Origin of the sequence: Flavobacterium sp. UBA2787, assembly GCA_002352205.1 — a bacterium.
Lineage (GTDB): Bacteria > Bacteroidota > Bacteroidia > Flavobacteriales > Flavobacteriaceae > Flavobacterium.
This window is the reverse complement of sequence record DEHZ01000004.1, coordinates 34,663-54,971: the sequence shown is the minus strand read 5'-3', so window position 1 is coordinate 54,971 and position 20,309 is coordinate 34,663. Positions and strand designations below refer to the sequence as shown.

Annotated in this window: 18 protein-coding genes and 1 pseudogene; 8 read left to right on the top strand and 11 right to left on the bottom strand. The window is 34.3% G+C overall.

The window, feature by feature from the left end; all coding sequences use genetic code 11:
- The first annotated feature begins 111 nt into the window (after window positions 1-111).
- Entirely contained in the window at window positions 112-1,308 is a 1,197-nt protein-coding gene (gene sucC, locus B4N66_RS03080) for an ADP-forming succinate--CoA ligase subunit beta (protein ID WP_248434538.1), read from the top strand.
- Between the two features lie 126 nt (window positions 1,309-1,434).
- Here the strand turns inward: sucC and B4N66_RS03075 are convergent, their stop codons facing one another.
- On the bottom strand, window positions 1,435-2,310 hold the full coding sequence (locus tag B4N66_RS03075; protein ID WP_291092271.1) for a LysR family transcriptional regulator: 876 nt from the start codon (window positions 2,308-2,310) through the stop codon (window positions 1,435-1,437).
- Window positions 2,311-2,414: 104 nt separating this feature from the next.
- Here B4N66_RS03075 and B4N66_RS03070 point away from each other — a divergent pair, with 104 nt between their 5' ends.
- Window positions 2,415-3,047: a LysE family translocator gene (locus B4N66_RS03070; protein WP_291092270.1), complete on the top strand. Its 633-nt coding sequence runs from the start codon at window positions 2,415-2,417 to the stop codon at window positions 3,045-3,047.
- A 132-nt stretch (window positions 3,048-3,179) separates the two neighbouring features.
- On the opposite strand, the gene B4N66_RS03065 is transcribed toward B4N66_RS03070, so the two are convergent.
- From B4N66_RS03065 to panB, 6 genes are all read right to left on the bottom strand, one after another.
- Window positions 3,180-3,797 carry a class I SAM-dependent methyltransferase gene (locus B4N66_RS03065; protein WP_291092269.1) on the bottom strand — a complete coding sequence of 206 codons (618 nt, stop codon included), beginning with the start codon at window positions 3,795-3,797 and terminating at the stop codon, window positions 3,180-3,182.
- A gap of 49 nt (window positions 3,798-3,846) precedes the next feature.
- A complete protein-coding gene (locus tag B4N66_RS03060) occupies window positions 3,847-4,635 on the bottom strand; it encodes a hypothetical protein (RefSeq protein ID WP_291092268.1) in 789 nt (262 codons plus the stop codon).
- A gap of 13 nt (window positions 4,636-4,648) precedes the next feature.
- Window positions 4,649-5,977: an aldehyde dehydrogenase gene (locus tag B4N66_RS03055; protein WP_291092267.1), complete on the bottom strand. Its 1,329-nt coding sequence runs from the start codon at window positions 5,975-5,977 to the stop codon at window positions 4,649-4,651.
- Window positions 5,978-6,019: 42 nt separating this feature from the next.
- Complete coding sequence (locus B4N66_RS03050) at window positions 6,020-7,366, bottom strand: hypothetical protein (RefSeq protein ID WP_291092266.1); 1,347 nt, start codon at window positions 7,364-7,366, stop codon at window positions 6,020-6,022.
- 129 nt (window positions 7,367-7,495) lie between these two features.
- Complete coding sequence (locus B4N66_RS03045) at window positions 7,496-8,197, bottom strand: RluA family pseudouridine synthase (RefSeq protein ID WP_291092265.1); 702 nt, start codon at window positions 8,195-8,197, stop codon at window positions 7,496-7,498.
- Window positions 8,198-8,237: 40 nt separating this feature from the next.
- Window positions 8,238-9,056 carry a 3-methyl-2-oxobutanoate hydroxymethyltransferase gene (panB, locus tag B4N66_RS03040; protein ID WP_291092264.1) on the bottom strand — a complete coding sequence of 273 codons (819 nt, stop codon included), beginning with the start codon at window positions 9,054-9,056 and terminating at the stop codon, window positions 8,238-8,240.
- A gap of 130 nt (window positions 9,057-9,186) precedes the next feature.
- Here panB and nhaD point away from each other — a divergent pair, with 130 nt between their 5' ends.
- The 4 genes from nhaD to B4N66_RS03020 are packed head-to-tail and all read left to right on the top strand — an operon-like array spanning window position 9,187 to window position 13,040.
- On the top strand, window positions 9,187-10,473 hold the full coding sequence (nhaD, locus tag B4N66_RS03035; RefSeq protein ID WP_291092263.1) for a sodium:proton antiporter NhaD: 1,287 nt from the start codon (window positions 9,187-9,189) through the stop codon (window positions 10,471-10,473).
- Between the two features lie 10 nt (window positions 10,474-10,483).
- A complete protein-coding gene (locus tag B4N66_RS03030; RefSeq protein ID WP_291092262.1) occupies window positions 10,484-10,915 on the top strand; it encodes a nuclear transport factor 2 family protein in 432 nt (143 codons plus the stop codon).
- Between the two features lie 2 nt (window positions 10,916-10,917).
- Window positions 10,918-11,655, top strand: coding sequence for a prolipoprotein diacylglyceryl transferase family protein (locus tag B4N66_RS03025; protein WP_291092261.1), 738 nt, complete (start codon window positions 10,918-10,920; stop codon window positions 11,653-11,655).
- Window positions 11,652-13,040 (top strand): radical SAM protein, encoded by a 1,389-nt coding sequence (locus B4N66_RS03020; RefSeq protein WP_291092260.1) that lies wholly within the window; start codon window positions 11,652-11,654, stop codon window positions 13,038-13,040. The genes B4N66_RS03025 and B4N66_RS03020 overlap by 4 nt, the downstream gene beginning before the upstream one ends.
- 388 nt (window positions 13,041-13,428) lie before the next feature.
- Here B4N66_RS03020 and B4N66_RS03015 read toward each other — a convergent pair whose 3' ends face one another.
- The 4 genes and pseudogenes from B4N66_RS03015 to B4N66_RS03000 form a co-directional block, all read right to left on the bottom strand.
- The gene (locus B4N66_RS03015; RefSeq protein ID WP_291092259.1) at window positions 13,429-14,112 is read right to left on the bottom strand and encodes a potassium channel family protein; all 684 of its coding nucleotides are present in this window, start codon (window positions 14,110-14,112) and stop codon (window positions 13,429-13,431) included.
- Window positions 14,113-14,118: 6 nt separating this feature from the next.
- Window positions 14,119-14,388, bottom strand: a pseudogene (locus tag B4N66_RS03010) (L-serine ammonia-lyase, iron-sulfur-dependent, subunit alpha); the annotation flags it as partial.
- A gap of 12 nt (window positions 14,389-14,400) precedes the next feature.
- Window positions 14,401-15,030, bottom strand: a complete 630-nt coding sequence (locus B4N66_RS03005; protein WP_291092258.1) for a glutaredoxin — start codon at window positions 15,028-15,030, stop codon at window positions 14,401-14,403.
- Between the two features lie 29 nt (window positions 15,031-15,059).
- The gene (locus tag B4N66_RS03000; protein WP_291092257.1) at window positions 15,060-16,484 is read right to left on the bottom strand and encodes an L-serine ammonia-lyase; all 1,425 of its coding nucleotides are present in this window, start codon (window positions 16,482-16,484) and stop codon (window positions 15,060-15,062) included.
- A gap of 168 nt (window positions 16,485-16,652) precedes the next feature.
- On the opposite strand from B4N66_RS03000, the gene B4N66_RS02995 reads away from it, so the two are divergent.
- Together B4N66_RS02995 and B4N66_RS02990 are read left to right on the top strand one after the other, a co-directional pair.
- On the top strand, window positions 16,653-19,151 hold the full coding sequence (locus tag B4N66_RS02995; RefSeq protein WP_291092256.1) for a M14 family zinc carboxypeptidase: 2,499 nt from the start codon (window positions 16,653-16,655) through the stop codon (window positions 19,149-19,151).
- Between the two features lie 16 nt (window positions 19,152-19,167).
- Complete coding sequence (locus B4N66_RS02990; protein WP_291092255.1) at window positions 19,168-20,193, top strand: tetratricopeptide repeat protein; 1,026 nt, start codon at window positions 19,168-19,170, stop codon at window positions 20,191-20,193.
- Window positions 20,194-20,309: the final 116 nt, after the last annotated feature.

Below are 20,309 nucleotides of genomic sequence, written 5' to 3'. Positions count from 1 at the left end.
GTAGCGGAAAGCGGGAATAGCTTCTTAAAAATAAAAAAGAAAATAGTTTCTGAAATTGGTTTGAATTTGCTATTTTTGTGGCACTTTTTAACAGACAAACGTTATACTACTATGAACATACACGAATATCAAGGTAAAGAAATTTTGGCCAGTTATGGCGTTAGAATTCAACGTGGAATTGTGGCTAACAATCCGGTTGAGGCCGTGGCTGCCGCTAAACAATTAACTGCTGAAACCGGTACAGGATGGCACGTTATTAAAGCTCAGGTTCACGCGGGTGGAAGAGGAAAAGGTGGCGGAGTGAAGTTGGCTAAAAACTTGCAACAAGTAGAGGAAATTGCAGAGCAAATTATTGGGATGCAATTGATTACGCCTCAAACTTCGGCTGAAGGGAAAAAAGTACACAAGGTGTTGATTGCCGAGGATGTTTATTATCCTGGTGAGAGTGAAACATCGGAGTTTTATATGTCGGTTTTGTTGAATCGTGCAACGGGAAGAAATATGATTATGTATTCTACCGAAGGCGGAATGGATATTGAAGAAGTGGCGGAACATACTCCACATTTAATTTTTACTGAAGAAATTGATCCGGCTGTTGGTTTACAAGGTTTTCAAGCAAGAAGAATTGCCTTTAATTTAGGTCTTTCGGGAAATGCGTTTAAGGAAATGGTGAAATTTGTGGATAGTTTATATAACGCGTACATTGGTTGTGATGCGTCGATGTTTGAAATCAATCCGGTTTTGAAAACGTCTGACAACAAAATTATGGCGGTGGATGCGAAAGTGAATATTGATGATAATGCCTTGTACAGACAAGCCAAAATTGCTGATATGCGTGATATTCGTGAAGAAAATCCGATTGAAGTAGAAGCAAAAGAGGTTGGTTTGAACTATGTTGACCTTGACGGAACCGTCGGTTGTATGGTGAACGGTGCAGGTTTGGCAATGGCAACAATGGATTTGATTAAGTATGCCGGTTTTGAGCCTGCTAACTTTTTGGACGTGGGTGGAACTGCGGATGCAAAACGTGTGGAAACTGCGTTTAGAATCATTTTGAAAGATCCGAACGTGGAAGCGATTTTGATTAATATCTTTGGTGGTATTGTTCGTTGTGACCGTGTGGCTCAAGGTGTTGTAGATGCGTATAAAAACATGGGTGATGCAATTAAAGTGCCAATCATCGTACGTTTACAAGGTACAAATGCTGAGATTGCAAAAGAATTAATTGATAATTCAGGCATGCCAATTTTATCGGCAGTACAGTTTCAAGAAGCAGCGGATCAAGTGAAAGCGGCTTTGACGAAATAATAGTTTTAGAATATAATAGTGTGAAAAAGCTGCCGAGAGGTGGCTTTTTTTTTGGCAAGCATTTATCCGGGTGTTGTTAAAGAAGGTTTAGTGGAGCGGAATAGTTAACGATGTTAGCACATTTTTTTATTTAAGCTCTATAGTTTCAGCAAATTGAACTACTTTTTTTATCGTTTTATTTTGTTCATTTTTTCTCCAACTAACATACAAATCTATTTTTTCCTCTAATTCAATAAACCGCAAATTTTCAAGCTTAGCAGATTTAAATGAAAGTGGTAGAATTGAAATTCCAAGTTCTTTTGAAACAAGATTTATTATCATTCCGCCAAAGTCAGATTCAATTGTCGTTTTTGGTTCAAAACCATATTTGGCAAACAAGCTTCTCATTAACGAAGCAAAAAAAGTGGTTTGATGTAACCCTGAAATAATAAATTTTTCATTTTGTAAATCGGTTATACTATTTAGAGATTTTTCATTTAACCAATGATTTTTGGGAACGACCAAACAAATTGGTTCTGAATATAAATTCAGCGAATCAATATTCCCATTTTTAATTTCATCTCTGCTAAAAGCTATATCTGTTCTATAATCCAACAATAATTTTTCATGATTTTCATCAGTTGGCTCTGTTAATTCTATCTTGAGATCAGGTAAATTGGTATTTAAAATCTTTAAAAAGCTTGGCAAAAATTCAAAGGCAATAGAACCTGGATACGTTATAGAAATGGTGCCGGAATTACCTTCATCAATCTTTTTGGCTTGTCTTAATATTTGGTCAAATTCATTTACTTTATCTGTCCATTGTTCTTGAAGAAATTTACCTGCATCCGTTAATTTTACATTTCTTTTATCTCTTTCAAAAAGCTGTATTTTCAATTCGTCTTCTAAAGCCTGAATTTGTCTGCTTAATGAAGATTGTGATATAAAAACTTTTTCTGCTGTATTCCAGAAATGAAGTTCTTTCGCAAGTTCTAAAAAGTATTTTATTTGTTGAATTGTCATGATTAATGCTGTTTGTGCATTAGTTAATCAAAACTACGTATTTTTTAGTTGAATTCAAAGTAGTTTCTTTGCTGAAAGTTTTTTTTAATTTTAAAAATAAGAAAATGATGGGAATCGAAAATTTATTCACTTTTATGGTAACGGCTTTCTTTTTTATAATCACACCGGGGATTGATACAATATTTGTTTTAAACAAGTCTATTGGGCAAGGCAGAAAGTCAGGAATTTATGCTACATTAGGCATCAATGCTGGTGTGTTAATACATACTTTATTTGCTGCAATGGGTTTTTCAGTTCTCATAGCCAAATCTGCATTGGTTTTCACAGTAATTAAATATGTTGGGGCTATTTATTTGATCTATTTAGGATTTTTAAAGTTAAGAGATAGAAAGGATTTTTTGCCAATTCGTGATGGAAATCAAGTTCGAGAAAAAGGAAAAAACGATTTTTGGTCTGGATTTTTGACAAATACATTTAATCCGAAAGTTGCATTATTCTTTTTGGCATTTTTTCCTCAATTTATAGATCCTGCTCAAATAGAAAATCCTATGCCGTTTATTCTATTAGGTTTTACTTATGCATTAATCGGAATAGTTTGGTTTTTAATCTTAACCTTTTTTGCAAGTGTTTTTTCTCAAAGAATAATGGCCAATCCAAGTGCTAGTGTAAGGATGAATAAATTAAGTGGATTTGTATTTATTTTAATGGGATTAAAAATTGCATTGAGCAAAAATTAAATTCAACACCCGACTTTTGTTTAGTTGGGTGTTTTTTTTTAAATTCTTATTTACTAGATTATTCTCGGTATTTTTAGTCTATCATTTTAGGGTGAATGGTCTCTTCTAAATACTTTTTTATTCTTTGAAAATTTAATTCTCTTGTCTTTTGAAACTGCAAAACAAAAAATTCTGTGTTGTGTTAAATGGTGTTGTGTGGTCTTCGGTTACGCAACGAATTTTGTCAAAACCTTTAAGTTCGTCTGTCAACGTTTGTTCTGTGTATTGTTTGATTTCGAGACCGCTGCATTTTGTTGGTCCGTTTTCTGAAAAGGTTCCGATTGTCATAAAGCCATTGACAGATTTTCTTGCCGTGTTTAAGTATTTTGCGACTTGTTCAGTTGTTGTCAGAAAGTGAAAAGTTGCTCTGTCGTGCCAAATATCAAAGGTTGTGGTGGGTTCAAATTCTGTTATGTCGCTCACAACCCAATTTACTTTTTTTGCTTTGTCGCCTAATCGATTTTTGGTTTTTTCGAGTGCTTTTTCGGAAATATCTAAAACGGTTATGTTTTCAAAACCATTCTCAAGTAAATAGTCTACCAATGTACTGTCGCCGCCACCAATGTCAATGATTTTAGCATCTTTTGTCACACCAAACGAAGAAATGAAGTCAAGCGAAGTTTTTGGCACTTCTTGTGTCCAACTGACTTGGTCGGGGTTTTTGGTTTCGTAAACTGTTTCCCAATGATTTTTTCTAGTTGTATTGTCCATTTTTTGTTGGTTTAATTTTGTGAATGTAGTTATGTTGGATGCTAACTATTTATTCCTCAAATCTCCCAATCTCCTCAATCTCACTTGCATTTTCAATCGGGAAAATGGAGTTGTAGGTTGTGTAAAGAAAGGAATACCAAAACGGAAATGTAAACAGAATTCCAATACAAAATCCAATGATACCCAGACAAACAATAATGAAACTTACTATTGCTAGGCCTAATAAAATAAGCGGTTGTTTTAAAACTAATTTTATGCTGATGGAAATGGCATCCACACCCGTTTGATTATCAAAAATAATTAATGGAACCGTTAGCATGGTAAAAAAAGCAACAACATAAGATAGAATGTTGCCCACAATCGGATAGTCTATAAATTCAAAACCGGTTACAAAAGCAAAATTAATGATGGCAAGTATTGATGCAGAAATAAACAATTCTTTGAAATAGGAAGTTTTGTAATAGTCAAAAATAACTCCCACAGAAAAGGGTTTGTTGGTTTCAGCCAAATGAGCCATTTTGAAAAATCCGGCTCCAATGGGAGCGGTAAATCCGGCAAAAACAATCATCACTAAAAAATAAATAAGTATGCCGACTACCGAAAAATCCATCGGGTTAAATTCGGTTAGTGTACCCATCATGTCTGCTGTGCCAAAAGCAACGACTGCGATAGAACCAAAAAGAGCAAAAGAGGCAATTACTATAATTAAAAAACCTAATCCTCCTGTTAGGGCAATTTTTTTGTAATTTTCAAATGCTTTTTCGATAACTGTTCCAAAGTCAAGATAATAGCCTTGTTGAGTAGCATGGTTGATTTTTTTTGTAGTGTTAGTTTCCATAAGTAAGTTTAGTTTAAAGCCAAGATAATAATTTTTTAATATATTTTAATTTGTTTTTATACGGTGCGTAGCGAACCGGATTATCGCCCCAAGTTGGTTTTTTTACAATTGATTTTTTATGTGAAAACGAATCGAAACCAAATTTTCCGTGATAGGCACCTATTCCGCTATGACCAACGCCGCCAAAAGGTAATCTTTTGTTGGAAAAATGAATGATAATATCGTTCACGCATCCACCACCAAAGGAATACTTTGTAATTATTTTTTCGGCAAAATCTTTATTTTCTGTAAAAACATACAATGACAAAGGTTTTTCATATTTCATAATGATTCGTTCTAAATCTTTTTCATCATGATAGGAAATGATGGGTAGAATCGGTCCAAAGATTTCGTCTTTCATCACTTCGCTATTCAAATCGGGTTCATCAAGTAGGGTAGGACTAATGTATCGACTTTCTTCGTTTGAAATTCCCCCAACAATAACTTTTTTAGGGTCAATCATTGCTTGTAATCGTTGCCAGTTTTTGGTATTGATGATGCGTGCAAAATCAGTCGATTCTTCCGGATTTTCTCCGTAGGCTCGGGTAATTTCTTGCTTGAGTAGTTCAACAAAATTGTATTTTTCTTTTGCCTGAACCAAAATATAATCCGGTGCAATGCACGTTTGTCCGGCGTTGATGAATTTTCCCCATACAATTCGTTTCACTGCTATTTCCAAATCGGCACCTTCATCAATGATACATGGATTTTTTCCGCCTAATTCTAATGTCACCGGAGTTAAATGCTTGGCAGCGGCTTGAGCTACAATTTTTCCCACAGAAACACTTCCGGTAAAAAATATAAAATCCCAACGTTTTTCTAGTAATGATTGGGTGAATTCAGCTCCGCCATGAACGACTACAGCTTCTTTCACATTAAAAACTTCTTCTACTATTTTTGTGACAATTTGCGAGGTGTTGAACGTTAATTCCGAAGGTTTTAGAACTACGGTATTTCCTGCAGCAATGGCAGCAATAAGCGGACACATAGCCAATTGAAACGGATAATTCCATGGAGAAATAATCAAAACCCGGCCATACGGTTCGGAATAAATATAGTCGGACGAAGGGAAATTTAAAATCGATGGCCAAACTCGTTTCGGTTTTGACCATCGATTTATGTTGGATATTGTATTTTTTAAATCGGAAATAACATAATTTATCTCTGTTAGATACGATTCAAATTCAGGTTTTTTAAAATCGTTGTGTAACGCTTCAATTACTTCTGATTCGTGCTTTTTGATAGCAATCAGCAGTTTTTTGAGCAAACTTTTTCGTTTAGCAACAGTTGAAATCGAACTCATTTCAAATTGGTTTGGGAATGAATTCAAATATAATGAGAAAAATTAACTTTTCCCTAATCCAAATCGATATCCGAAATAAAAATCGGCTTGTTTGCTATCGTTAATCAAAGCGGTGAATGCAGAACCCGATCCGATAAAGAATCCGTAAAGTCTAAAACCAATTCCGGCATTAAAACCTGCGATTTCGGTTTGCGATAATGGTGCAAAAACTTCGAAATTTTTCAATGAAAAACGAGGCGTTAACGTTACTACATTTTGTGCTGTAATTTGATCATTTTTAGCATCATCGGTTAATTTTTGTTGTAAAAATACCGAAACATATAAGGTTGGAATTACTTGTAAATCAGCATAAACGTTCAAAACACTTGGCAATTTAACTTTAAAATCTTCTGAAGTAGAAGTAGAAGTTAAGAATCCACTATCAACCAAAATTTGTTCAACTTCTTGCAAACTGTCAACATCTTCAAATTGAGATAAATCTAAACTTTCGGTTCCTTCAATCACCAAATTATAGTTTGTTGAGGAATTATTTTCATCTTTAAAAGTCATCCCGCCAATATTTCTGATTGAAATTCCTGAATTGAATTTGTAGCCGTCTTTATCATCTTTAATCGTAAACGTTCCGCCAAAATCAACAGCAAATCCGTTTAAACTTCCAAAAACGGAATCAGAATAACTGTCAAAATCGGAAAAGCTACTGCCTAAACTTCCGGAATAAGCCACGTTAATTGACGCATTGGCATTGGTTAAAAATGAATTTCCGCCAATATAATTAACAGTTCCTTCAAATTGATCGGCACCAAAATTGGCATACGAACCGGGAAACAATAGTTTAAAAGTAGCACCACCATTTAATTTGTACTTATCGGTTTCCCATAAACTTCTGGCGGCAGAAAGTCCGATTTCGCCATAGGTTATTCCCACTAAACGTTGATTGTAATTTCCGTTTAACGTAGTGAAATTTACTAACGAATTCAATCCGTTGTTGGCAATTGCATCACCAATATTGGCATCAATATCTACTAAATTTAATTTTCCATACGCTTTGGATGTAATGGCAAATCCCCATTTTTCATGTTTAAAAGCAAATCCGGGACCGGCAACTTCTACATCAAAACGCAAATTAACCGGTTCATTTCCTTGAAAAATTAAATCTTCAAAATCTTCATCACCGGTAATATCGCTAACGCCGATTTTGTTGTTGGAAATATTAACGCTGGTCGCAAATAGATTTACTTCCATTTTGGAACTAAGATTAGCTAATTCAGCAGGATTGAAATTTGCATTGAGAATGCCAATTCGCTTAGAAGTTCCTATTCCGGAAAAATGTTCTTGGGCAAATGAGCAAACACTAATAAGCATGAAAATTGAAACAATTAATTTTTTCATTGTGATTATATTTAGTTGATTTCAAAGGTGAAACTCCTTTATTGAATAATCACTACCCATAAATAGGTATTTTTATTCAGAATTGAAACAATCGAAAAAGGAATTTCCCTACTTTATAAACGAAATAAATTATGTTTTAGTTTCAATTGATTTCCAAATGACATCATGAGGAACAGGAGCAATGATGATAATTTGTTCTTTTGAAACCGGGTGAATAAAAGATAATTTTCGGGCATGAAGATGAATGCCGCCATCGGGATTACTGCGGTCAAAACCATATTTCAAATCGCCTTTGATAGAACATCCAATAGCTTGCAGTTGAGCCCGAATTTGATGATGTCTTCCGGTGTGCAATTCAATTTCTAAAGCAAAATAATTGTCTAATTCTGTTATGATTTTGTAATGTAAACTCGCTTTTTTGCTCTCCGGAACTTCTTTTGTATGAGCTTTGGAAGTATTGTTTTGTTGGTTTCTTTTGATAAAATGAACTAATGTATCTTCCTCTTTTGGCGGTTTATTTTTCACCACTGCCCAATACGTTTTTTGAGTTTCCCGTGAACTGAATAAATCGTTCATTCGGGTTAATGCTTTGCTGGTTTTGGCAAAAACAACGATTCCGGTGGTTGGTCGGTCAAGCCGATGAACCACGCCCAAAAAAACATCGCCGGGTTTGTTGTATTTTTCTTTGAGGTATTCTTTGACGATGTCGGGTAGGGGTTTGTCGCCTGAATTGTCGCCTTGAGCAATATCGCCCACACGTTTATTAACCACAATCAGATGATTATCTTCATGAAGAATCTGTAAATTATCTTTGGTCGTAACTATTTTCATCCGCAAATTATCTCATTGACCTAATTGACACATTGCCACATTAATACTGTTCGTTCGCATTCGGAAAATCCAACGATTTCACATCGGTAACATATTGTCCGATGGCTTTGGTCATATCTTCATACAAATTCATATATCTTCTGAGGAATCGTGGACTAAATTCGTGCGTCATTCCAATCATATCGTGGAGAACTAAAACTTGACCATCAACTCCATTTCCGGCACCAATTCCAATTACGGGAATCGAAATGCTTTCTGCCACTTTTTGAGCTAATTTGGCAGGAATTTTTTCCAAAACCAACGCAAAACAACCAATTCGTTCTAATAATTTGGCATCTTCTACTAATTTTTCGGCTTCGGCTTCTTCTTTGGCACGAACGGTGTAAGTCCCAAATTTATAGATAGATTGAGGAGTTAAACCCAAATGTCCCATGACAGGAATTCCGGCATTCAATATTTTTTTGATGGATTCTTTGATTTCGCTTCCGCCCTCCAATTTAACAGCGTGACCGCCACTTTCTTTCATAATTCGAATGGAAGAACGCAAAGCTTCTTTCGGATCGGATTGATAGGTTCCAAACGGTAAATCAACTACAACCAAAGCTCTTTCACAGGCACGAACCACACTACTTGCGTGATAAATCATTTGATCTAATGTAATAGGTAAAGTCGTTTCGTGTCCGGCCATTACGTTACTGGCAGAATCTCCCACTAAAATCACATCAATTCCCGCAGCATCTACAATTTTCGCCATAGTAAAATCGTAAGCGGTAAGCATTGATATTTTTTCGCCATTGGCTTTCATATCAATGAGGGATTTGGTCGTGATGCGTTTGTAATCTTTTTTTGCTGTTGACATTTCTATAAATTTATTGGAACGAAATACAAATGTAAGCAATGTTTATTTGTGACTTAAAATATTTTAGATAAAGATGTTTTCGGTTACAAAAACTTACTACTTTAGCTATGGATTTTTTAATCTTATAAAAATGACTTCAATCCTACTAGCTATTGCAATTTTAGGTTATCTATCGATTATTTTTGAATCGCCAATCCGTATAAACAAGACAATTACATCCATTCTGACAGGTTCTTTGTGTTGGATTGTTTATGCCTTATTGTACACGGGCGATAAAACTGAAGTTTCAGAAAAATTAATTCTTCATTTTGGAGAAATTTCAGGATTGTTAATTTTCCTTTTGGGTGCGATGACAATTGTAGAACTAATTGATATTCATAAAGGTTTTTCGGTTATTACGAATCGTATTCGAACAAAATCTGTTTTAAAATTGTTATGGATTGTAGGCGGAATTACCTTTTTTATGTCGGCTTTATTAGACAATTTAGCCACAGCAATTATAATGATTACGCTGTTGCGAAAATTGATGCCAAAAAGTGAAACCAGAATGATTTTAGCCGGAATTGTTGTCATTTCTGCCAATGCCGGTGGAGCTTTTAGTCCAATTGGAGATATTACGACAACTTTACTTTGGATTGGTGGACAAGTCAGTGCGTTTGGAATTGTTAAAGTGCTTTTTCTTCCTTCTGTGATGTGTATTTTGGTTCCACTAATAATTGCCAGTTATCGAATGAAAGGATTTACGATGCTACGAGTACAACTTTCTATGGCTGAAGTGATTAAAGAAGAAAAAATGCGTGGCAGTTTAAGTGTGTTTTTAGCCGGTGTTTTTGGGTTGGTAATGGTTCCGGTGATAAAATCCATTACTGGTTTGCCACCTTTTATTGGGGTTTTAATGGCTTTAGCCTTTGTTTCATTGGTTTCGATCATCTATCATCACAATAAACCACAAGATGTGAAAGAAAAATATTCGGTTGCTTATGCATTATCAAAAGTAGATGTGAGCTCCATTCTTTATTTTATGGGGATTTTACTTTTGGTGTATGTTTTGCAAGAAGTACAGATTTTGAGTCAGTTATCCGTTTTTTTACAAGAAACGTTACCCAATAATAATGTGATGATTGTTGCCATTGGTGTTTTATCATCCATTGTTGATAATGGAAGTTTAGTAGCTGCCACGCAAGGAATGTTTTCATTAACAGATTATCCTATGGATGATTCACTGTGGGAATTCATCGCTCTTTGTGCAGGAACAGGAGGAAGTATGTTGATTATCGGTTCAGCGGCCGGAATCGCCATTATGGAAAAAGAAAAAATGACGTTTTTGTGGTATTTAAAGAAAATCACACCGTTAGCCATTGCCGGATATGTAGCCGGTATTGTAACGTATTTGATTTTAAATCTACTAACACATTAAACTATTGACTATGAAAAAAGTTTTACTTCTCATTTTAGCACTATTTTTTCAATTTTCTTTTGCTCAAGAAAGCGAAATTCAAATGACAATTGGGAAATTTTTTAATGCTTTTCATCAACGAGATTCCATTGCATTAAAGAAGGTTTGTTCTGAAAATTTGGTTTTACATTCTATTTCCGAATCGGAAAAAGAATCTAAATTTTCAATTCAAAAAGCGTCGGATTTTTATAAATCAATTGCAACAATTCCATTAACTATGAAATTTGAAGAGAAAATTTTAAGCTTCAAAGTTCAAATTGATGGTTCAATGGCTCACGTTTGGACACCGTACGAATTTTATGTGAATGATAAATTGAGTCATTCCGGAGTAAATTCTTTTCAATTATATAAAGAAAATGACGGTTGGAAAGTGGTTTATATTTTGGATACGAGGCGGAAATAACCATGAAATTTCCTGTAACGTTTGGATTTGAATCCGTTGAACCCGTTCATTACTTTTTTGAAGTCTCGGCTTTTTTCGTTGGTGTTCGATTATATTATTATTTAAAAAAACGAACCGTTGATCCGATTTCAAACCTTAATCGCCTTTGGATTTTAGTAGGAGCAATGCTTGGAGGATTATTAGGTTCAAGAATTTTAGCCGCTTTGGAAACTCCTTCACAACTTTATGAAATGACGTGGCTTACTTTTTACCAAAACAAAACAGTTGCCGGCGGTTTTTTTGGAGGATTATTTGGGGTTGAACTCATCAAAAAAATAATCGGCGAAAAATCATCTTCCGGTGATTTGTATGTTATTCCGATTGTCGTCGCTGTTTTTATTGGAAGAATTGGTTGTTTTTTTGCCGGAATTACAGAACCAACGCATGGTATTGAAACCACTTTTTTTATGGGAATGGATTTGGGCGACGGACTAAAAAGACACCCAACTGCCTTGTATGAGATGCTATTTATGTTATTTCTTTTATTTCTTTTTTGGAAAATTAAGAAGGTTGATTTACTTAACGGTGACCGATTTAAGCTTTTAATGGTGCTCTATTTTTTGTATCGTTTTGGCATTGAGTTTTTGAAGCCGTTTGAACCATTGTTTTTGGGTTTGAGTAGTATTCATTGGTCAGCTTTATTTATATTTGTTTATTATGCTAACTTTTTAATTCGAATTGTCAAGAAGATAAACACATGAAAACCAGAGATTACATTTATTACGATTACACCAAAAGTTTGTGTCCGGAATGTTTACATACGATTGATGCTAAAATTGTATTTCAAGATAATCAGGTTTTTATGCTAAAGCATTGTAAAACGCATGGCGATTCAAAAGTGATGATTGCGGATGATGTGGAGTATTACAAGCAAATTCGAAATTACAATAAGCAATCCGAAATGCCATTGAAATTCAATACAAAAGTGCATTATGGTTGTCCGTACGATTGTGGTTTATGCACCGATCATGAGCAACATTCGTGTTTATCTATTGTTGAAGTAACGGATAGATGTAACTTAACATGTCCGACATGTTATGCCAGTTCAGGACCAAATTACGGTCGTCATCGCACCTTAGAAGAAATTGAAAAAATGTTTGATGTAATAGTAGCTAACGAAGGAGAACCCGATGTAGTTCAAATTTCCGGAGGAGAACCTACTGTGCATCCTGAATTTTTTAAAATTTTGGATATTGCGAAAACAAAACCGATCAAACATTTGATGGTCAACACCAACGGAATTAGAATTGCCAAAGATGAAAAATTTGTGCAAAAGTTAGCAGATTATATGCCGGATTTTGAACTTTATCTTCAGTTTGACAGTTTTAATCCGGAAGTTTTAGAAAAACTAAGAGGCGAAGATTTAACCGAAACACGAAAAAAAGCAATAGAATATTTAAACAAATATAATCTGTCAACAACGTTGGTTATTACGTTACAAAAAGGTGTAAACGATGATGAAATAGGCGAAATTCTCAACTATGCGTTACAACAGAAATGTGTTCGAGGAGTTACTTTTCAACCCACGCAAGTAGCCGGAAGAAATCAAAATTATAATGATGGGGAAGGAAGAATAACATTAACTGAAGTTCGTCGAAAAATTTATGAGCAATATCCGCTTTTTACGCCAAAAGATTTAATTCCGGTACCTTGTAATCCCGATGCACTTTGCATGGCTTATGCACTCAAAGTAGATGGAGAAGTTTTTCCGATGACACATTTAATTAATCCTGAAGACTTGCTGAATAATTCCAAGAATACGATTGTTTTTGAACACGATGAAAAATTAAAATCCCACATGTTGAATCTTTTCAGCACCGGAGTTTCAGTAGATTGTGCCGAAGAAACGTTTGGCGAATTAATGTGTTGTTTGCCAAGAGTTCAATCGGATAATTTAAGTTACAGTAATTTATTCAGAGTATTGATTATGAATTTTATGGATCCGTATGATTTTGATGTTCGTGCTGTAAAAAAATCATGCGTTCATATTGTTAGCGATAAAATGAAAATGATTCCGTTTGAAACCATGAATATTTTTTACAGAGATAATAAGATTGATGAAATTAGAAAACAATTAAACTATTAGAAATGTTTATATTTTTTTTCATAACAATAGTTGGTTGCGGTTTTATGTTCCTTATTGGATTAATACAATTGTTTGTTGAGAAAGATAAAAAGGAAAATGCATTGAAGTTAATGATGTATAGTTTGATAGGGCTTATTATCGGATTTGGCTCTTGTTTTGCAATGATTTACAGCTAAATAACTAGTATTATGGATGAGTTTTTTGTTGGTTTTGGGATAATAGTCGCAATACTGAGTTTAATCAGTTTTGTAATTGGTTTTATATTGTTGTTTTTTGAATCAAAACGAAAGCTAGGTTTAAAAATGATGGTGATTTCAATTATCTCGTTTATTATCGGATTTGGAACTTGTGCAGCTTATTTTAAATTGAATTTGCATTGATAAACCTTTTAGTTTTTTTTCTTCGCCATTCCCGTCGAAATTAAATTAGAAATAACCACAGCAGGATATAAAATTCCAACTGCAGACAAAAAGACGGATGTCATTCGTGCTGCCGCATTGATTGGGATTAAATCACCATAACCAACGGTTGTTAAACTGGTCATACTATAATAAATAAAGTTAGGAAAATTGAGCGTTTGTTCGTCAGGTTTCCAACTGCCTTCTAGTGAGTTTCCGAAGACTAAATGAATAAGTTCTAACATGGATACACCAATCAGACCCAACATTAAATAAACATTTACTGCACCAATAATTCTGTAATAGGTGATTTCTTTATCTCTAAAAAGCAATTTTAAGTTGACAATAATCAGTAAAATAAGGTTCATCAACATTACGACTTGTTCCCAAAAATAGAATTCGGTATCCGAATCACTAAAACGAATGAATCGTAAAATAACCTGAAGAAGAAAGAAACTTATCGTTAATACTTTAAACCACAAATGATCAGACGAGAAAATTCCAATCAAAAAAAGAAAGAGATAAATGGCATTGAGTGAATATTCGCCGATGATTTCTGCATCAATTAAAACCGGAACAATAAAATTCAGACACAACAAAACAATCAGTAAACTGATGAAACTGGTATCGGATAACCAGAATTTTTTGATTTTTTTGAAGAAATCTATTATCATATTAATTTAGCAATCTGCCAAATTCACCCCAACTGCCAATCCGCCTTCACTGGTTTCTTTGTATTTGGAGTTCATATCTTTGGCGGTTTCCCACATGGTATTAATTACTTTATCTAACGGAACTTTCGTGTTGTTTGCATCGGTTTCCAAAGCTAATTCAGCCGCATTAATCGCTTTAATTGCACCCATCGTATTGCGTTCGATACACGGAATTTGAACCAATCCACCAATCGGATCACACGTCATTCCTAAATGATGTTCCATTGCTATTTCCGCAAAATGTGAAATCTATATTTTTGTTAAAAATTCTTCAAGGTTTTTGTGAGTGTGAGTTAGTTTTCCACTTTTAACTATGACGGGCATAGCTATATTGTCTTTGGCACCAGCCTCTTTAAGCATTTCCCACATCAAACTGTTCAAATCTGTAGATTTAGATGTATTAATATATTTGAAATCAATATTGTTTTTTATAAGATATCTCAAAGTTTTATTGCACCTAGGACATCCATCTTTGCCAAAAATTATTAATCCTGATGAAAAATCAGTTGCCTGACTGATAGTTTTTGAGTCTATTTTTTTTTGAAAGATATTTAATTCTTCTACAGTTGGTTTTGATTTTACTGAGTAACTTATTGAATAATCTAGTTTTTTTCCTTTATTAGGAGTCAGAGTAATAAAAGTTACTTCGCCTCCTGACTTTACTAGTTTTGTAATTGGTGATTTAATTATTTTACAAGTTCCTTTGCCATCAATATTCAAATTTATTTCCTTTTGCTCATCGCTAATATTTTTTATTGAAATAATAATCGATTCCTCGTTAGGTTTCTGAAATACTTCAATTTCTGGATTACTTTGTGCAAAAACGGAAGAAATAAAAAACATTGTTAACAGTAAATATTTTAAAGAATGGTTATTCATAAATTAATTTTTTATAAATATACAAATAACTAGCAATCTGCCAAATTCACTCCAACAGCCAATCCACCTTCGCTGGTTTCTTTGTATTTGGAGTTCATATCTTTGGCGGTTTCCCACATCGTATTAATTACTTTATCTAATGGAACTTTCGCGTTGTTTGCATCAGTTTCCAGAGCTAATTCGGCCGCATTAATCGCTTTTATCGCACCCATCGTATTACGTTCGATACACGGAATTTGAACCAATCCGCCAATCGGGTCGCAAGTCATTCCTAAATGATGTTCCATCGCAATTTCGGCAGCCATTGTCACTTGAGCAGGCGTTCCACCCATCAATTCACATAATGCTGCTGCTGCCATTGCACTTGATACACCAATTTCAGCTTGACATCCGCCCATTGCGGCAGAAATGGTAGCTCCTTTTTTGAAAATACTGCCAATTTCTCCGGCTACCAATAAAAATTGTTTGATTTCTTTTTCACCGGCTTCGTGGTTTTCAATCACTAAATAATACATCAGAACGGCTGGAATTACACCCGCACTTCCGTTAGTAGGAGCTGTTACAACCCGACCTAAAGCTGCATTCACTTCATTAACTGCCAATGCAAAACAGCTTACCCATTTTAGAATTTGACGAAACTTAACTTCTGTTTTTCTGATGGTATCCAGCCATTCCTGTGGATTTGAATATGGGATAGTTCCTTTCAAACCTTCGTGCATATCAAATGCTCTTCGACGAACATTTAATCCGCCGGGCAAAATACCTTCGGAGTGACAACCGATGTAAATACATTCTAACATCGTATTCCAAATTCGCATTAACTCGCGGTTAATTTCTTCTTCGGAACGCATCGATTTTTCATTTTCATAGACAATTTCAGAAATCGATTTATTTTCATTTTTACAAAATTCTAATAATTCATCTGCTTTCTGAATAGGATAGGGGAATGCACATTTTATTTCAATCTTCTTTTTGGCATTCGTTCGTTCTTCTTTCACAACAAATCCTCCACCAATAGAATAATAGGTTTCACTAAATTCTTTATCATTAGTAAATAAAGTAAAAGTCAAACCGTTGGCGTGAAAAGGAAGAAAATTTCGGTTGAAAACAATGTCTTTTTCGAAATCAAAATTGACTTGAATTTCATTTCCTAAATTAATTTTTTTGGAAGTTTTTACAGATTGAACAATCCCATCAATGTGAGCAATCGGAATGGTTTCCGGATCTTGTCCACTTAATCCTAAGATGACCGCTAAGTCGGTGGCATGTCCTTTTCCCGTTAAGGAAAGCGAACCGTACAAATCCACTTTGACTCTAATAGCTTGATTCAGAATGTTTTCTTCTCTGCATTCGGCTAAAAAACGTTCGGCAGCTCTCCACGGTCCGAGGGTGTGTGAACTCGAGGGTCCAACACCAATTTTAAGCATATCAAAAACAGAAATACATTCTTCCATAACTCAAACGATTTAGTTGGACAAATATAGTGTTTTGTTTATTGCTTATTCAAACCAGTTTCTTAAAAATAGAATACAATAATTAACTTTTATTTATTAGTTTGTGAATTAACTTTTCAGTTAAACCGTTTAAAAAATAACCTATATTTGACTTCTAATTTTTTTAAAATGAATCGATTTTTCAACCTACTTCTGTTTTTTGTCTGTTTAACAGGCTTTTCTCAACCCAAATCGCCATCAGAATTTTTACCAAATTATGGAAAGCAAGTAACCTATTATCATCAGGTGGAAGCTTATTTTGAACAATTAGTTAAAAATTCAGATTGGATTCAGCATCAGAAATATGGTGAAACAACGCAGGAAAGAAACTTGAATGCCTATTATATTTCAACCCCTGAAAATTTAAAAAATTTAGAAGAAATCCGAAAAAATCACTTGTATGAAATCGGACTTTTTCCAACCAAAAATAATTCAAAATCAAAAACGATTGTTTGGTTGAGTTTTAATGTGCACGGCAATGAAATTGGAGCGATAGAAAGTGCATTATCAGTCGCTTACGAACTGATAAACCCAAATAATAAAGAAACAAAAAAGTGGTTAGAAAACATCATTGTCATTTTAGACCCTTGTTTAAATCCCGATGGTTTTTCGCGTTATGCCAATTGGCTTCGCGATATTTCGGGCAAGAAAACACATCCCGGAGTTTCAGACCGAGAGCATATGGAACCTTGGCCGGGCGGAAGACAAAATCATTATGTGTATGATTTAAACCGCGATTGGGCTTGGCAAACACAATTGGAAACCCAGTTGCGAATGGATTTGTATCATCAGTGGATGCCAATGGTTCACGCTGATGTGCACGAAATGGGTTATAATGAACCCTACTTTTTCCCACCGGCAGCAGAACCGTATCACGAACAAATTGCTCCTTTTCAAAGGGATTTTCATAAAAAAATAGGGGAGATTACTTCAAAAAAATTCGATAAAGAAGGTTGGATGTATTATTCCGGCGAACGATTTGATTTGTTCTATCCGAGTTATGGCGATACCTATCCTTGCTACAATGGAGCAGTTGGAATGACCTATGAACAAGGCGGAATTGGAGCAGGAAGAGCCGTTTTATTAAAAAATGGAGATGTTCTTACTTTGCAAGACAGAATAAATCATCATACCAAAGCAATTTTGACCGTGGTGGAACTTTCAAATGTACAAAAAGACGTTTTGACGAAAGAATTTAGAGCTTATTTTAAAGATAATCGAACGAAACCAAAAGGAAAATACCAAACGTACATCGTAAAAAATAGTCCTAAAAATTTAGAACTTTCTGTGTTACTTAATCGAAACCGAATTGAAACTGCGTTTGCCGATGAAACGAAGAAACTTTCCGGTTATCATTATCAATCCAATAAAGAAAAATCATTCACGATTGAACCAAATGATTTGATTATTAAAGTAGATCAACCCAGAGCGGTTTTAACGCAAGTTTTATTTGAACCGCATCACAAATTAACCGATAGTTTGTCGTATGACATCACGGCTTGGTCGTTGCCGTTGGCATATGGCGTAGAAAGTTTTGCCGTAAAAGGAAATTTACCGGTTAAAACAAAAACAAGGTTAGATGTCAGTCCAACAGCGAAAGTTCAAAATGCTTATGCGTATTACATTCCGTGGAATAACAGAAGTTCTGCTCGTGTGTTGAGTTTGTTGCATCAAGAAAATATCAAAGTTCGTTCGGCCAGAAAAGAAGTCTATTTTGGAGATTTAAAAATCGAAAGAGGTGGCTTGATTGTGACGAAAGGCGATAATTCGAAAGTGCAGAATTTTGAAGAGACAATTCAGAATTTAATAAAAGAAAAATATGATTATGTTGCGTTAGAAAGTGGTTTTGCCAGTAATGGTGGTGATTTGGGCGGCGAAAGTTATCCGTTGTTAAAAGCACCAAAAGTATTGGTTTTAGGTGGGAGCGGAGTGAGCAATATTGATTTTGGACAAGTTTGGTTTTTTATGGATCAAGTGATTGAATATCCAATGAGTACTGTTGAAATCCAACATTTTAATCGCGTAAACTTAGCCGAATACAACACGTTAATTTTGCCCGAAGGTTGGTATGGTTTTTCAGATAGCCAAAAGACTTCAATTGATAATTTTATTTCCAAAGGTGGAAAAGTCATTGCAATTGGCGGTGCTGTAGGTCAATTTGAAGATCGTCCGGGCTATCATTTAACAAAATTTGCGACCGAAGATGAAAAAGCAGAAGCTCAAAAATTTATTGAAGAACAAGAATTATTAGATCGCTTTTTAGATTTTGAAGGAAGTGAAAGACGTTCGATTTCCGGCTACATTCCGGGAGCGATTATTGAAAATTCAATTGATGCAAGTCATCCGTTAATATTCGGATTAGGTGAAAAATACTTTAGTTTAAAAACGACAGATTCCAATTTTAAATTACTAAAAGGAGCTCAAAATGTCATTTACGTTCCTAAAAATTACCAAAGTTTTGGATTTATTGGAAACAAACTAAAGAAATCAATTCAAGAAACTGTTTCTTTCGCTGTTGATTATCACGGAAACGGAAAAGTAATTTATATGATTGATAATCCGCTATTTAGAGGGTTTTGGGAAAATGGAAATTTATTGTTTAGTAATGCGTTGTTTTTGGTGGAGTAATTTCAAACTTTAGTTTATGATGAATAAATTTAAATTATCAATAGCTTGCTTTTTTTTATTTTCTGTCGTGTTTTCTCAATCTTTCAAAGAGAGAATTTCAAACGGGGTTGAGTTGCATAAATCCGGTAAATATGATGAAGCAATCAAAGTTTATGAAAGTATTTTAGAAGAAGATGCTAAACATCCCGAGGCCAATTACGAATTAGCTCTCACTTATTCAGTAATAAAAGAGTATGATAAAGCAATTAAATATTGCGATATTGTCATAAAATCTAAAGCTGATATATCGCATTTAGCTTATGGTGTAAAAGGAGCCTGCGAAGATTATCAAGGCACTCCGGAAAAAGCTATAAAAACATTTAAACAAGGAATTAAATTTAATCCTAATTACCATCAGCTGCATTATAGTTTGGCGTTGACATCTTACAATTTGAGAAAGTTTGAAGATGCTGAAGAAGCATTAATTAGTGGAATTAAAGTAAATCCGTATCATACAAGTAGTCATATGTTGATGGGTTTTTTAAAATATGATCAAAAAGAAAGAAGTAAATCATTATTAGCATTTTTTTACTTTTTGCTTTTAGAACCGGAGGGAAGCCGGGCAAATCAAGTGTTTCAATTGATTGAACAACAGCAGAAACATGGTGTTCAAAAAGAAGACAATATGAATATTTCAATAAGTGTAAATTCAGATTTTGATAAAAATGATTTTGGAACGGCAGAAATGATGCTACAATTATTAGAAGCATCTAAACATACTGAAGAGAATGAAAACAAATCGGAATTTGAAATGTTTTCAAATACTAATAATTCTTTTTTTAAGGTATTAGGTGAACAACGGAAAGGTAAAAAAGGTTTTTTTTGGGACTTTTATGTAGATTTTTTCTATGATTTAAGCAAAGATAAACAAATGTATGAAGCATATTCTCATCATGTTTATCAATCGAAAAAGGATGATAATAATAGCGAATGGATTAATGCCAATTCAGTTCAAATAGAAAAGTTAATATTTTGGTTAAAAACATACAAACATACGTATTAGTCGTATAGAATAGATTTTACAGCAACCAAATCTATAGTTCTAAAATGTCATAATGTCATATTTTTTCTGATGCGTCAGTCAAAATATGACATTTCTTTTTGATTTTCCTACTTGGC

Excerpts from the sequence above, each read along its gene's own strand:
- nhaD (WP_291092263.1), top strand. The coding sequence starts at position 9,187 with ATGACTTCAATCCTACTAGCTATTGCAATTTTAGGTTATCTATCGATT.
- B4N66_RS03000 (WP_291092257.1), bottom strand. The coding sequence starts at position 16,484 with ATGGAAGAATGTATTTCTGTTTTTGATATGCTTAAAATTGGTGTTGGA.
- sucC (WP_248434538.1), top strand. The coding sequence starts at position 112 with ATGAACATACACGAATATCAAGGTAAAGAAATTTTGGCCAGTTATGGC.
- B4N66_RS02990 (WP_291092255.1), top strand. The coding sequence starts at position 19,168 with ATGATGAATAAATTTAAATTATCAATAGCTTGCTTTTTTTTATTTTCT.
- B4N66_RS03050 (WP_291092266.1), bottom strand. The coding sequence starts at position 7,366 with ATGAAAAAATTAATTGTTTCAATTTTCATGCTTATTAGTGTTTGCTCA.
- B4N66_RS02995 (WP_291092256.1), top strand. The coding sequence starts at position 16,653 with ATGAATCGATTTTTCAACCTACTTCTGTTTTTTGTCTGTTTAACAGGC.
- B4N66_RS03070 (WP_291092270.1), top strand. The coding sequence starts at position 2,415 with ATGATGGGAATCGAAAATTTATTCACTTTTATGGTAACGGCTTTCTTT.
- B4N66_RS03025 (WP_291092261.1), top strand. The coding sequence starts at position 10,918 with ATGAAATTTCCTGTAACGTTTGGATTTGAATCCGTTGAACCCGTTCAT.
- B4N66_RS03015 (WP_291092259.1), bottom strand. The coding sequence starts at position 14,112 with ATGATAATAGATTTCTTCAAAAAAATCAAAAAATTCTGGTTATCCGAT.
- B4N66_RS03005 (WP_291092258.1), bottom strand. The coding sequence starts at position 15,030 with ATGAATAACCATTCTTTAAAATATTTACTGTTAACAATGTTTTTTATT.
- B4N66_RS03020 (WP_291092260.1), top strand. The coding sequence starts at position 11,652 with ATGAAAACCAGAGATTACATTTATTACGATTACACCAAAAGTTTGTGT.
- B4N66_RS03045 (WP_291092265.1), bottom strand. The coding sequence starts at position 8,197 with ATGAAAATAGTTACGACCAAAGATAATTTACAGATTCTTCATGAAGAT.
- B4N66_RS03060 (WP_291092268.1), bottom strand. The coding sequence starts at position 4,635 with ATGGAAACTAACACTACAAAAAAAATCAACCATGCTACTCAACAAGGC.
- B4N66_RS03055 (WP_291092267.1), bottom strand. The coding sequence starts at position 5,977 with ATGAGTTCGATTTCAACTGTTGCTAAACGAAAAAGTTTGCTCAAAAAA.
- panB (WP_291092264.1), bottom strand. The coding sequence starts at position 9,056 with ATGTCAACAGCAAAAAAAGATTACAAACGCATCACGACCAAATCCCTC.
- B4N66_RS03030 (WP_291092262.1), top strand. The coding sequence starts at position 10,484 with ATGAAAAAAGTTTTACTTCTCATTTTAGCACTATTTTTTCAATTTTCT.
- B4N66_RS03065 (WP_291092269.1), bottom strand. The coding sequence starts at position 3,797 with ATGGACAATACAACTAGAAAAAATCATTGGGAAACAGTTTACGAAACC.
- B4N66_RS03075 (WP_291092271.1), bottom strand. The coding sequence starts at position 2,310 with ATGACAATTCAACAAATAAAATACTTTTTAGAACTTGCGAAAGAACTT.